The sequence below is a fragment of the Microvirga arvi genome (assembly GCF_016892765.1).
Taxonomy (GTDB): Bacteria; Pseudomonadota; Alphaproteobacteria; order Rhizobiales; family Beijerinckiaceae; genus Microvirga; species Microvirga arvi.
The window spans coordinates 51,696-64,350 of record NZ_JAFEMD010000019.1 but is presented as its reverse complement, the minus strand read 5'-3'; the positions used below and the strand labels follow the sequence as shown (position 1 = coordinate 64,350).

The following is a 12,655-nucleotide window of genomic DNA, read 5'->3' as shown; positions in this document are numbered from 1 at the left end:
GCCGTGGAATCCGGAGTCGGGGCGACCTCGTTCCGACAGAACTCAGGGTTCCGTTGCACTAACCTTGGCGGTTCTGATGGGGTGGACGCCCCCCAACGGCCTTGGTGTGCCAAAGTGGAGGTGTTGAACACCACTTGAGGGAGGCGTCCACCCATCAGTTCTTGTTCCGACCCCTTCTTGTTAGAGGTCGCACCGGAAACTGTCACTTCACTCTTCTGATTTCTCGGGAGGAGACCCCTTTTGCGGTACGTGAAGAGACAGCGCCATCAGGAGACGTGGCCTCGCGCGAGAAGGATCGTATGAGCGAAATCTTCACTGTTTCCACATGATCACGCATCAAAAGCTCCGCGCGGCCTCCATCACGATACAGGATGGACTCGTAGATGCGGTGATGATCGTCATGTCGGCGGCGGACATCCCGGAGTTCGAAGGCGATAACATTGCGATGCGATGACGGGGCGACCTGCTGGGACACTCGGAGCATGTCACGCAGCATGCGCGATTGCCCGGCCCTGTGTATGGCGCTGTGAAAGGCGGCGTTTATTTCGCCATAGATGCTACGGTCGTCAGCAGAGAGTTCTTCCTTCTGCAGAAGCAAATCTCCTTCACGCAAAGCCCTCTCTATGATGTCGCGATCCTCCGCATTCAGCCCAAGCTGTGCAGCGCGCTTGGCGCACAGACCCTCAAGGGTTGCCCGGATCTCGTAAGCCTGAACGATCTCATCAACCGAGAATTCCTGAACATAATAGCCTCGATTGGGGATATGCCTGAGCAGCCCCTCGCCCGCGAGAGATTGGAGCGCGGCCCGTATGGGAGTGCGAGATACCTTCAGCTTCTCTGAGAGATTGACCTCATAGATTCGTTCGCCGGGCTGAAAGTCACCAGCGAGGATTCCGCATCGCAATTGCTCGGTAATGGATACACTTCGCGTCGGGGCGTCCAACTCACCCGTGCGGGCGCCGTCCTGAAGGTCACTCTGTGAATGCACTGGTATCTTCCTGAGCTGTTTGTGGCTAACTTACTACGTGACAATCCCTTTTGCACCTCCCTTTAAATGGATCGCTTTGCGATAGGGCTTCTCCAACCGTGCCGTAGCGGATCTCTAATCCTTAAGTGAAATGTATACATTCCTTCTTGACTGGGGTCCAAATGGATGTAGCCTTCCGTTGTCATAAAGCTCGGGTTAGCCGCCTGAGTGGCCCCTGGAACAGGAGAACAAACCATGCGCAGGATCACGCCACGCCCCTTAAGTATGGCCGCTCCCTGAAATGGCTCTGGTTTTTCCTCACAGTGTCACGACACTCGCCATCATCGGTAGTGAAGACCGCTTCCCGGTGCGCCGCATTTATTGCGTAGGCCGCAACTATGTGGAGCATATTCGTGAGATGAAGGAGGGCGACGAGCGGGATCTGCCATTCTTCTTCCAGAAGCCGACCGACTCCATCGTTTCCGAGGGTGAGGTTGTTCCCTACCCGCCGGCCACAGAGGACTTCCAGTACGAGGTTGAGCTGGTCGCAGCCATCGGTAAGAGCGCGCGCAACATTCCTGTTGCCGAAGCGCTGGACGTTGTTTTTGGATATGCCGCAGGCATAGACCTGACCCGCCGTGACCGTCAGCGCGAGTCCTTCAAGAAGGGTCTCCCGTGGGAAATCGGAAAATCCTTCGATCATTCGGCGCCGTGCGGCCCTCTGCACCCCGTAGATTCCGTCGGACACCGGCTCGAAGGCAGCATCACCCTCAGCGTCAACGACGAGGAGCGCCAGCGTGCTGACCTCCGGCAGATGATCTGGAACACACCCGAAATCATCGCAAACCTCTCGACACAGTACAGCCTGGAGCCTGGCGACCTCATCATGACAGGCACACCCGCCGGGGTCGGGCCGATCGTTCCCGGCGATCGTCTCGTTGCTACCGTCGAGGGCTTGGCGCCCTTCTCGTTCTCCATCGGTCCTAAGAAGGCGTAATGTCATGCTGCCAACCGAACGCATCACATACTCAGCCATTACCGAACGCCCTCCCCTGAAACTGCCGGGCAAGGCTCGGATGGTGGTATGGGTGATCGTCAACATCGAAGAATGGGACCCAAAGGAAACCATGCCTCGTACGGTGTTGACACCACCTGCGGGCGGCTCTCCCTCACCGGATATTCCGAACTGGGCCTGGCACGAGTATGGCAACCGTGTTGGGTTTTGGCGCATTCTCGAGGACCTCGACAATCACGGCATCAAGGCCGTTCTTGCTATCAACGGCAAGGCCATCGCCACCTACGAGGCCATTTCCCGCGCAGCTCTTGATCGGGGCTGGGAGTTCATGGGCCATGGCTTCGGCCAGAAGAACATGCAGAAGGTCCCCGACGAGCGCGAGGATATTCGCAAGACTGCGGAGGCCATCAAAACCTTCACCGGCAAGGCACCCCGCGGCTGGCTCGGACCGGGATTGACTGAAACCTGGGAAACCCCCGATCTCCTCGTCGAGGAAGGCTTCGAATATGTATGCGACTGGGTTCTCGACGATGAGCCGGTCGTTCTCAAGACCCGCACCAAGCCCATCGTCAACATTCCCTACACGCAGGAATGCAATGACGTCGCCATGATGTTGATTCAACATCATAAGGCAACCGAGTACCACGATCGGGCGATGGATCAATTCGAGCAGCTCTATCACGATAGCGCCAATTCTGCGCGCGTAATGGCGCTTGTAGTTCACCCCTACATCATGGGCGCCCCGCACCGAGCCAAGCACTTTCGGCGCATTCTGGAAAAGATCAGTCGCCTCCCCGACGTCGTGTTCTGGACCGGCGAGCAGATCCACGACTGGTATCTCAGCCAGCGTCCCGACGCCCTTAAAGGGTACTGAGTCTTGTCCGGCCTCAATCTCATCCAAATTCTCAATGGGCTAACATTCGCAGCCCTTCTGTTCATCGTTGCTTCGGGTTTTACCCTGATCTTCGGGCTGCTGCGGATCGTCAATCTAGCCCACGGCGCACTCTATCTCTTCGGCGGTTATATTGCTTATTCCGTCACCGGAATGACCGGCAACTTCGCGCTCGGAGTCCTGTCCTCAATGCTTTGCGTGGCGTTGATGGGGGTGGTCCTTGATCTGGGGCTCTTGCGTTTCGTGCGTGGCTTCGAGCTGCGTCAGGTCCTGCTGACCCTTGGTGTCGCCTTTGTGCTCAACGATCTCGCCCTCGTCATATGGGGCGGCGACACTTTTTCGATGCCTGTCCCGGAGATGCTCCGCGGCGCGGTTCGGGTCGGCGGCGGGTTTTATCCGAAGTACCGGCTGTTTGTGCTCGTTCTCGGTCTGGTCGTGTTCCTGGCGCTCTGGCTTCTGCTCAACCGCACCCGTCTCGGCGCGCTCATCCGCGCGGGAGTGGACGACGCCGAGATGGTCGAAGCCATGGGAATCAATATCCGCAGGGTCTTCCTCGCGACCTTCATGCTCGGCGCTTCCCTGGCGGGGTTGGGCGGCGCAGTGGGCGGAGCCTTCCTTACCCTTTACCCGACGGCCGACGCAGAAATTCTCGTATTCTCTCTGGCTGTGGTCATCATCGGCGGGCGGGGCAGCCTCGTTGGTGCTGCCGTCGGCGCGCTCCTCGTCGGTCTCCTCAATTCGATCGGCCAGGTGATGTTCCCCGAACTCGCCTATTTCGTCATCTTCGGTCCTATGGCGGCGATCCTCGCATTTCGCCCGCTTGGATTGTTCGGGAGGGCTGCCTGATGGCGTCCGCTTATAGCCCTCAACGTCGCATACCAATCCCGGCTCTCGCCTCGATCCTGATCATCTTCGGCGCGTTGCCCCTATTCGCCTCAAGCTACCAGATCAGCGTCGCTAATGAGATCCTGATCTTTGCGCTGCTTGCCATGTCCATCGACGTACTGGCAGGCTATGCAGGGCGCACCTCCCTCGGTCATGGTGCTATCTTCGGCGCTTCCACGTATATTGTGATCTACTGGATCTCTGTGGCTGGAGGATCGCCATGGATTGCGTTGCTGTTGGGTGTATTGGCGGCCACGATGCTTGCTTCGGTCTTCGCCCTGCTCGCCGTCCGGGTCAGCGGCGTATATTTCCTGTTGCTGACGCTGGCACTCGGTATGATTGTCTGGGGCGTCTGCCTGCGATGGACGAGTGTGACGGGCGGAGAAAACGGCATTCGCGGCGTAGGCCGGCCTGAAATCATCGCCGATCCGCTGGTCTTCTTTTATACCACGCTCGTTACGGTGCTGATTTTTAGCTTCATCATCTGGCGCTTCGTGCAGTCACCATTCGGACTCACGTTACGGGGCATTCGCGATAGTGAAAGCCGGATGAGCAGTCTCGGATATAGCACGGCCTCCCACATGTTCATCGCGTTCACCATCACCGGCATATTTGCCGGAGTTGCCGGCGCGCTTTACGCCTTGTTCAACAACTTCGTCAGCCCATCGACAGTGCAGTTGTCACAATCCGTCGAAGGACTCCTGATGGCGATTGTCGGCGGCATCGGCACCCTATTCGGCGCTTTCGTGGGCTCCGCCGCCATCATTCTTCTTGAGAACTTCGTCAGCGATTTCACACCTCGCTGGCCGATGGTTCTCGGCTTCATGTTCATCGGCACCATGATTTTCGCCCCCGAGGGCATTCTCGGTGCAGCGAGCAAGTTCTTCCGTTCTGGATGGAAGAAAAATCGAATAAAACCATAATCGAAAAGAGGGAAAGCCATGGATCGCAGACAGTTTCTGAAGACATCCGGTCTCGCGCTGGCGGCAACAACGACAGGCACGATATCGGCCCCGTTCGTGGCACGCGCCCAGTCAGGTCCGATCCGGATCGGATTGATGGCCCCGCTCAGTGGCGTCGTCGCAGCCGGCGGTCGCGAGATCGTCGAAGGCTTCAATATGTACTGGCAGGAAAAAGGCAAGTCCGTTGCCGGCCGAGCGATTGAGATCATCGAGGAAGATGATGCTGGCAACCCTGATACGGCGCTTCAGAAGGCTCGCCGCTTAGTGGAGCAAGCCAAAGTCGATTTCCTATTCGGCAACCTGCTTGCCAATACCGGCCTTGCGGTCGCCAACTACGTCAAGACCAACGGCGTTCCGTACTTCATCCCGGTCATTGCCGCTGACGATCTGACGCAGCGCGACCGGGTGCGGAACGTCATCCGCGTTGCAGGCTATACCGCCAGCCAGATGCCTCGCCCACTTGCCGACTGGGCGCTCAAGCAGGGGTACAAGCGGATCGCAACCATTGCACAGGACTACAGCTTCGGCCATGAGCAGTGCGCTGGCTTTGCGCAGGTGTTCACCCAAGGCGGAGGCCAAATCGTGGGCCAGCTCTGGAACCCGCTGAACACCGCAGATTTCAGCCCCTATATCGGCCAGCTCGCGAATATGAACGTGGACGCGATCTTTGCCATGGAGCTTGGAGCCGACGCCACGCGGTTCCTGAAGCAATATTCCGATTTCGGCCTGAAGGGGAATATTCCGCTCCTCGGCGCGCAAAACTTCACCGACCAATCGGTGATCCGCACCATGGGCCCGGAATGCGAGGGCATCATCTCCTCCGCTCACTTTGCGGAAGGCTCTGACAACCCTGACACCCAGAAGTTCGTCAAAGCCTACTCAGAAAAGTACGGCAAGCTGCCGTCCCTGTATGGTTTCTCGCACTACTCCGGCGCGATGTGGGTAGGCCAAGTGATCGAGAAGCTCAACGGCGACATCTCCAACCGCGACGCCTTCATCGATGCCGTGCTGAACAGCCAGCTTGCCAACTCGCCGCTCGGCCGTCCGGTGCGTTTCGACGAATTCGGTAACCCGGTCTATGACGTCTATATCCGCAAGGTCCAGAAAAATGCCGACGGCAAGTACTGGAACGTGCCGATTGAAACATATCCGAACGTCTCTCAGTTCTGGACATATAAGCCCGAGGAATACCTCAAGTCGCCGCCTTTCTCACGCGACTACCAGGGCATCAAGAAGTAAGCAAAGCCTTTGCACGGGAGCGGGGAAGGCAATTGCCCCGCTCCAGAATCGTTCCATTGAAGAGCTGTAACGTGTCACAACCCGCGCTTGTCTTAGAAAACGTCGTTGTCGCCTTCGGAGCTCTGAAGGCAGTCGACGATGTGTCGATCTCAGTGAAGGGCGGCGAGCGCCGGGCGATTATCGGACCGAACGGCGCGGGTAAGACGACGCTATTCAACGCGATCACCGGCGTAAATCCACCAACGTCCGGACGCATCATCTTTGAAGGAGCGACCGTCACAACAAAGCCTGCGCATCTACGTGCACGGATGGGAATGAGCCGGACATTCCAAATCACCAATCTGTTTCCGCGTCTTACCGTTGCCGAGAACATGCAGCTTGCCCTGCGCGGCACCGGACCCGGCAAGTTTTCTCTCTTTGGCTCCGCACGCCTGTCGGCGGAGGAAGAGGAACGGGTTATGTCAGCGCTAGCCATCTCTCGGCTCGGCGAGCGAAACTCGGTTGAGGTGCACGAATTGTCTTACGGCGAGCAGCGCCAGCTGGAGATGGCGATGGCGTTGGTCACGAGGCCAAAGTTGCTACTCCTGGATGAGCCTGCCGCAGGCCTGTCTCCATCGGAGCGCATCATTGTCTCGGATATTATCCGTGCGCTCCCCCGCGACCTGACCATGGTTTTGATCGAGCACGACATGGATCTCGTTCTCAGGCTGGTGGACTACGTTACATGCCTTAACAACGGTCAATTGCTGGCTGAGGGAACGCCGGAGAGCATCAGCGCCAATCAACGCGTGCAGGATGTGTATCTCGGAAAGGCACGCGATCATGCTTGAGGTTAAAAACCTCCATAGTTTCTACGGCGACGCGCACGTGCTGCATGGCACGACGCTTCATGTGAAGCCCGGCGAGGTCGTTGCGCTCCTCGGCCGTAATGGCATGGGCAAGACCACGCTCATACGTTCAATCATGCGACTTGCACAGCCGCAGGTAAAGACAGGCTCATTGCTTTGGAAGGGCGAGGAACTGCTCGGTCTCTCCCCCCATGAGGTCGCCAAGCGTCGAATAGCGCTGGTGCCTCAGGGCCGGAGGCTCTTCCCCTCTCTAAGCGTGACAGAGCATCTGACTATGCTGAAGGCCGCCAGTGTCAAGGAAGGATGGACGGTCGACCGCGTGTTCGAGATGTTCCCTCGTCTGGCCGAGCGCCGGAGTCATCGCGGCAACCAATTGTCTGGAGGCGAGCGCCAGATGCTCGCCGTCGGACGAGCGCTCATGATTGATCCCGAGCTCGTGCTTATGGATGAGCCCTCGGAAGGCCTGGCACCAGTCATGGTCCAGCATCTTGAGACCATTATCGCCAATCTTGGCAAGACTGGACTTGGGATTCTGCTGGTTGAGCAAAACCTCTACAGCGCGCTGGCGGTCGCCGACCGCTTGTATGTTCTCGAGACCGGCAAGGTTGTTCACGAAGTCAGCGCTGCGGAGGTCCGCAACGACCAGAGCCCGCTGATGCGCTTCCTGGGTGTCCACTGATTGGCCACCCTATTTCCTTAGGAGCACTGAAGTGACAGTTCGAACATGGGGTCTCTACATTGAGGGAGACTACCATCCTGCCGTTTCCGGCCGTACCTTCCCTGTCGAGAATCCGAAGGACGGTTCCGTCATTGCCGAAGTCGCCGAAGGGGCGGCCGAGGACATCGAGATCGCCATCAAGGCGGCGGAGAGGGCCTTCTCTGTATGGTCGGCTCTGACAGGCGCCGAGCGTGGCGACATCATGAATCGCGCCACAGAGATCCTGAAGCGCCGCCTGCCAGAGCTCGTCACCATCGAGATCGACCAGATCGGACGTTCTCGCCGGGAGATGGCGGCCCAGCTTTCCCGTCTGCCGGAATGGTTTTCCTATTTCGGTGCCGTTGCGCGGACCCATGAGGATACCGTGCCCCCGTTCGCCGGTCATTACTTGAACTACACCCGACGCGTGCCGCTCGGAGTGGTCGGGCATGTTACACCGTGGAACCACCCACTTCTCATTCTCACCAAGAAGGTCGCACCGTCCCTTGCCGCCGGGAACACGATGGTGGTCAAACCGTCCGAGCTCGCCCCGATCACGCCCCTCATCCTCGGGGAAGTGTTGAAGGAAGCCGGCGTTCCGGACGGGGTTTACAATGTGGTTCCGGGCTTTGGCGCCACAGCTGGCCTTGCCCTGTCCTCACATCCTCGCATTCGCAAGATCGACCTGACGGGTGGGACTGAAACCGGCAAGGCCGTTGCTTCCATCGCGGGCAAGAACCTCGTAAAGGTGGCGGCTGAGCTCGGAGGCAAGGCAGCCGTCATCGTCTTTCCGGATACCGACACGAAGCGCGCAGTGGCCGCCACGTTGTTCGCATCCTTCATCGCAACAGGCCAGACTTGCGTGCAGGGCGCACGCTTGATCGTGCACCGCTCGATCCATGACGAGGTGGTGGCGCAGCTTGTTGAGCGGACAGGCCGCCTCAGACTCGGCGACCCGCAGCTCGAAACCACACAGGTAGGGCCGATGGTCTCCAAGAAGCAGCGCGATATGGTAGAGAGCTATGTCCGCATCGGCATCGATGAAGGCGCGACGCTCGCCTATGGCGGGTGCCGTCCCGAGGGCGAGTCATTCGCGAGCGGTTATTATCTTCTGCCGACGATCTTCACGGACGTGAAACCGGATATGCGCATCGCCCAGGAGGAGATCTTCGGCCCTGTTGTCTGCGTCATCCCCTTCGACACCGAGGAGGAGGCGATCGCCATCGCCAATGGCACGGAGTTCGGCCTCGCCACCAGCATCTGGACACGGGACGTGGCGCGTGCCCACCGGGTCGCTCATCAGCTTGAGAGCGGGATCACATGGATCAACGATCACCACCGGATCGATCCTGCCTCGCCTTGGGGCGGCTTCAAGATGAGCGGCATCGGACGAGAGAACGGTCTTGTCGCTTACGAGGAATACACGCAGATCCAGAACATCATCGTCAACCTCTCCGACGCGGTCTTCGATTGGTATGAGGATGACAACCAGATCAAAAGGTACAGCTAACTCCCCATGAACATCGACTTTCACAGCCACGTCATTCCGACAGCCTTCGTTGCAGCCATCGAGAACGACCCTGCACGCCTGAAGGCCCGCATCATCGGGACAGGCAGCGACCGCAAGGTCGTGCATGATCAAGGTTATGCCTATCCGCTGTTTGCGGAGTTCACCCAACCCGAAGCCAAGCTCGCGGCCATGGATCGAAAGGGGATTGATATTTCCGTTCTCTCCCCGGCACCGCCGACCTTCACCTATTGGGCCGACCGTGATCTAGCCGTCAAGGTAACGAGCCTGGTCAATGACGGCGTCGCTGATTTCGTGGCTATCCGCAAAGATCGCTTTCGAGGCATGGGAATTCTGCCGATGCAGCATCCCGATGACGCCATAGCGGAGCTCGAACGCATCGTAGAGGTCCATGGCTTCCGTTCAGTCGAAATCGGAACTGGTATCGAGGGAGTGAAGCTCAGCGATCAGCGCTTCCGTCCAGTGCTGAAGCGGGCCTCCGAGCTTGGCATCTTCATCTTGGCCCATCCCTATTACATCGGCAACAAGTCAGGGCTGGAGGACTATTACCTCACCAACCTGATCGGCAATCCTCTGGAGACCACCCTGATGGTCGCCGACTTGATGTATAGCGGCACCTTGGACGAGCTTCCAGATTTGAAGATCGGCCTAGCGCATGGCGGTGGGTTCGCGCCCTATCAGATCGGACGCCTCGCCCACGGTCACAAGGTTCGTAGCGAGACACGCGCGAAGTCGCAGACCTCGCCCCTCGACCTGCTGCGCCGGTTCTATTTCGATAGCGTTGTGTTCGAGCCAAAAGCGCTGACCTTTTTGGCGGATCTCGTCGGAGCGGAACACGTCTTTCTCGGAACAGACGCCCCCTTTGACATGGGTGACGAAGACCCGGTGAAGACCATAGCGGATGCACCTGGGCTGACGGACGAGCAACGTGCGCAGATTGCAGGGCGCACGGCTCTCTCGCTCCTGGGCGAAGCTTAGGAGGAGCTTGCACATGACTGATACAGGAAGCGGACATTCGCTGCGCGGGCGTCTGGACTATCAGCCCATCACGCAGCGCAGGCGACTCGCGCTGCCGGGCAATGCCCGTGTCGCGGTGTGGACCATCGTCAATATCGAGAACTGGCGCCCGACCGGCCCCATGCCCCGGACGGTGCTGCCGCCGCCGATGGGCCAACCGCTGCTGCCGGACGTGCCGAACTGGGCCTGGCACGAGTACGGCATGCGGGTCGGCTTCTGGCGCTTCCATGAAGCGTTATCATCTCGTGGGCTTAAGGCGAGCCTTGCCGTCAACGGCACCTGCATCGATCTCTACCCCCAGGCTTGCCAGGCAGCGCTAGACGAGGGCTGGGATTTCATGGGTCATGGCTTCGTGCAGCAGCCCATGCACCGGGTCGAGGATCAGAAAGCAGCTATCGCCGACACCATCGATGCCATTGCGAGGTTTACTGGCCGCCCACCGCGTGGCTGGGAAAGTCCGGGACTGACGGAGACTGACGAGACACTCGATCTCCTGGCCGAGGCGGGCATCGAATACGTTGCCGACTGGGTTCTGGACGACCAGCCCGTATCGCTTCGCACCCGCGCCGGTGAAATTGTTTCGGTCCCCTACACAGTTGAGATCAATGATGTGGTCATGACTGCGATCCAGCAATCGCCGTCGGATGAGATCTTCCGCCGCGGGCGTGACCAATTCGATCGCCTCTACCTCGAAGGCAAGGATATCCCCCGGGTGATGGCGATTTCCATCCATCCGTATCTGACCGGTGCGCCGCATCGGATCAAATATCTGGAAGCCTTGTACGACCATATCCTCAGCCATGACGACGTGGTGATGTGGACTGGAGCCGAGATCCTCGACTGGTACAAGGCGCAGGCAAAGTAGGCTGGAAGGGACAGCGACCATGCTTCCAAAAGTGCTCCTCGTGTCGCTTGGCGGCACGATCACCATGACCTCGGGCGCCGCGGGAGGCATCGTGCCGACGCTGACCGGAGAGGACCTTGTTCGCGCCATCCCTGCCCTTGCGAAGGTGGCCGAGATCGAGGCTCTGTCTCCGTTCCGCCTGCCGGGCGCCTCTCTGTCCCTCGCCCACTTGCGCGAGATCGCTCGAATGCTCAATGAGCGTCTGCAGGGTGATTGCAGCGGCGCCATCGTCGTCCAGGGAACAGATACTATCGAGGAGACTGCTTTCGTGCTCGACCTGCTGGTCGACAGCGACAAGCCTGTAGTGGTGCTCGGCGCAATGCGTGGAGCGGAGGCGCCAGGAGCGGACGGACCGGCCAATCTGCTCGCGGGCGTCATCACCGCAGCGTCGGGGGCTGCGCGCGGGCTCGGCACTCTCGTCGTCCTCAACGACACTATTCACGCCGCCCGGTTCGTGCAGAAGATCAGCACCGTGTTGCCGTCCGCATTCCAGTCACCCGGAGCGGGACCGCTGGGATATGTTGTCGAAGGTGAAGCGCGCATCCTCACCAGGATTGTCCGCCGCCCTGCCATTCCGAATGGCGTAGACGGAGACGAAGCCCCCGTGGCCCTCATCATCATCGCTCTTGGAGATGACGGTAGGTTGCTCCCCACCCTGCCCGCGCTTGGTTACCGAGGAGTTGTCATCGAGGCCATGGGTGTGGGGCATGTTCCAGCCTCTGTAGTGCCTGCTCTCGAAGAGTTGGCCGGTACCTTGCCCGTAATCTTGAGCACGCGGATCACAGCAGGCCCGGTATGCTCACGCACCTACGGCTTCCCGGGCTCAGAGATCGACCTGATCGGCCGCGGTCTCATCAACGGCGGCGATATTGGGGGTCTAAAGGCCCGGTTACTGTTGTCCCTGCTGCTTGGCGCAGGCTACGATAGCGAGGCGCTTTTGGATCAATTCACCCGCTATGCCGCCTTGTTGCACGGATAGGCGATTTGGCTGCCGAGACTGGAACAAATAGAAGGACGGTGCTTTCCAGATCTCGGATTCGAATTGACCACGAGCGACGTCGATGATGGCTCGCAGGTTGAGCCTTTGCTCGATCAGATCTCAGTCCACTCGCCTCATTTACAGGCGATGGAGCTTACGATCAGGAGGGCATCTACGGTAGCGTAGCCGAGCGTCATCCTGAGGCTCACGTGATCGTTCCACCTCGATCAACGGCGGTACCGAGCGACATGGCGGAGAGCACTTCGACCGAGCGAGATCGGCATCTCCACGGCATCGCTGAGCATGGACGTGTGGCCTGGCAGAAGCGGTCCGGGTACACGCGCCGGGCTTTGGTGGAAACCGCCATCAGCCGCTTCAAACGGGTGATCGGGGATGCGTTGCGGTCACGGACGGATCAGCGTCGCGCGACCGAAATATCCATTGCCATTCATGCCTTGAACCGTATGCTTGAGCTCGGACGCCCGACGTCCGTCCGCATCGCCTAAACTACAGGCACGGGGTGGGCCCAGTGCGTTCACCAGACGATCCATGCAACACGGTCAATCCGCATCCCAGTTGACACCTTTTGGCTCAATCTCTGCCCTGAGCTCCACGGGCAGTGGCTATAGCTTGACAGTCTGATTGAGGGCCTTACGCTTCGATAGGTGATCCGAGGTTCAGGATCTACCAGTTGTCAAAGAGACACACGGGGAGCGCTTCGG

The 12,655-nt window shown here is 59.2% G+C and carries 13 protein-coding genes; 12 read left to right on the top strand and 1 reads right to left on the bottom strand.

Annotation, left to right across the window (positions count from 1 at the left end):
• Window positions 1-202 precede the first annotated feature (202 nt).
• Window positions 203-988, bottom strand: coding sequence for a GntR family transcriptional regulator (locus tag ILT44_RS13825; protein ID WP_204240175.1), 786 nt, complete (start codon window positions 986-988; stop codon window positions 203-205).
• Between the two features lie 280 nt (window positions 989-1,268).
• Between ILT44_RS13825 and ILT44_RS13820 the strand changes: the two genes are divergently transcribed.
• The 12 genes from ILT44_RS13820 to ILT44_RS13760 all read left to right on the top strand — a co-directional run bounded on the left by ILT44_RS13820 (window position 1,269) and on the right by ILT44_RS13760 (window position 12,439).
• Complete coding sequence (locus ILT44_RS13820; RefSeq protein WP_204240174.1) at window positions 1,269-1,964, top strand: fumarylacetoacetate hydrolase family protein; 696 nt, start codon at window positions 1,269-1,271, stop codon at window positions 1,962-1,964.
• Between the two features lie 4 nt (window positions 1,965-1,968).
• On the top strand, window positions 1,969-2,856 hold the full coding sequence (locus tag ILT44_RS13815) for a polysaccharide deacetylase family protein (protein ID WP_204240173.1): 888 nt from the start codon (window positions 1,969-1,971) through the stop codon (window positions 2,854-2,856).
• Between the two features lie 3 nt (window positions 2,857-2,859).
• Window positions 2,860-3,720: a branched-chain amino acid ABC transporter permease gene (locus tag ILT44_RS13810; protein ID WP_204240172.1), complete on the top strand. Its 861-nt coding sequence runs from the start codon at window positions 2,860-2,862 to the stop codon at window positions 3,718-3,720.
• Entirely contained in the window at window positions 3,720-4,682 is a 963-nt protein-coding gene (locus ILT44_RS13805; protein WP_204240171.1) for a branched-chain amino acid ABC transporter permease, read from the top strand. Before ILT44_RS13810 ends, ILT44_RS13805 begins: the two co-directional genes overlap by 1 nt.
• A gap of 18 nt (window positions 4,683-4,700) precedes the next feature.
• The gene (locus ILT44_RS13795) at window positions 4,701-5,960 is read left to right on the top strand and encodes an ABC transporter substrate-binding protein (RefSeq protein WP_255549723.1); all 1,260 of its coding nucleotides are present in this window, start codon (window positions 4,701-4,703) and stop codon (window positions 5,958-5,960) included.
• 71 nt (window positions 5,961-6,031) lie between these two features.
• Entirely contained in the window at window positions 6,032-6,790 is a 759-nt protein-coding gene (locus tag ILT44_RS13790) for an ABC transporter ATP-binding protein (RefSeq protein WP_204240170.1), read from the top strand.
• Complete coding sequence (locus tag ILT44_RS13785; RefSeq protein WP_204240169.1) at window positions 6,783-7,487, top strand: ABC transporter ATP-binding protein; 705 nt, start codon at window positions 6,783-6,785, stop codon at window positions 7,485-7,487. Before ILT44_RS13790 ends, ILT44_RS13785 begins: the two co-directional genes overlap by 8 nt.
• Window positions 7,488-7,518: 31 nt before the next feature.
• Window positions 7,519-9,015 carry an aldehyde dehydrogenase gene (locus ILT44_RS13780; protein WP_204240168.1) on the top strand — a complete coding sequence of 499 codons (1,497 nt, stop codon included), beginning with the start codon at window positions 7,519-7,521 and terminating at the stop codon, window positions 9,013-9,015.
• A gap of 6 nt (window positions 9,016-9,021) precedes the next feature.
• The gene (locus tag ILT44_RS13775; protein WP_204240167.1) at window positions 9,022-10,011 is read left to right on the top strand and encodes an amidohydrolase family protein; all 990 of its coding nucleotides are present in this window, start codon (window positions 9,022-9,024) and stop codon (window positions 10,009-10,011) included.
• Window positions 10,012-10,024: 13 nt separating this feature from the next.
• Window positions 10,025-10,915, top strand: a complete 891-nt coding sequence (locus tag ILT44_RS13770) for a polysaccharide deacetylase family protein (RefSeq protein ID WP_204240166.1) — start codon at window positions 10,025-10,027, stop codon at window positions 10,913-10,915.
• 19 nt (window positions 10,916-10,934) lie between these two features.
• Entirely contained in the window at window positions 10,935-11,933 is a 999-nt protein-coding gene (locus ILT44_RS13765; RefSeq protein ID WP_204240165.1) for an asparaginase, read from the top strand.
• 170 nt (window positions 11,934-12,103) lie between these two features.
• Entirely contained in the window at window positions 12,104-12,439 is a 336-nt protein-coding gene (locus ILT44_RS13760) for a transposase (protein ID WP_204240228.1), read from the top strand.
• The last annotated feature ends 216 nt before the right edge of the window (window positions 12,440-12,655 follow it).

What these genes read in the sequence shown, in the direction of transcription:
- ILT44_RS13765 (WP_204240165.1), top strand. Translation starts at nt 10,935, where the DNA reads ATGCTTCCAAAAGTGCTCCTCGTGTCGCTTGGCGGCACGATCACCATG.
- ILT44_RS13770 (WP_204240166.1), top strand. Translation starts at nt 10,025, where the DNA reads ATGACTGATACAGGAAGCGGACATTCGCTGCGCGGGCGTCTGGACTAT.
- ILT44_RS13820 (WP_204240174.1), top strand. Translation starts at nt 1,269, where the DNA reads ATGGCTCTGGTTTTTCCTCACAGTGTCACGACACTCGCCATCATCGGT.
- ILT44_RS13795 (WP_255549723.1), top strand. Translation starts at nt 4,701, where the DNA reads ATGGATCGCAGACAGTTTCTGAAGACATCCGGTCTCGCGCTGGCGGCA.
- ILT44_RS13805 (WP_204240171.1), top strand. Translation starts at nt 3,720, where the DNA reads ATGGCGTCCGCTTATAGCCCTCAACGTCGCATACCAATCCCGGCTCTC.
- ILT44_RS13775 (WP_204240167.1), top strand. Translation starts at nt 9,022, where the DNA reads ATGAACATCGACTTTCACAGCCACGTCATTCCGACAGCCTTCGTTGCA.
- ILT44_RS13815 (WP_204240173.1), top strand. Translation starts at nt 1,969, where the DNA reads ATGCTGCCAACCGAACGCATCACATACTCAGCCATTACCGAACGCCCT.
- ILT44_RS13785 (WP_204240169.1), top strand. Translation starts at nt 6,783, where the DNA reads ATGCTTGAGGTTAAAAACCTCCATAGTTTCTACGGCGACGCGCACGTG.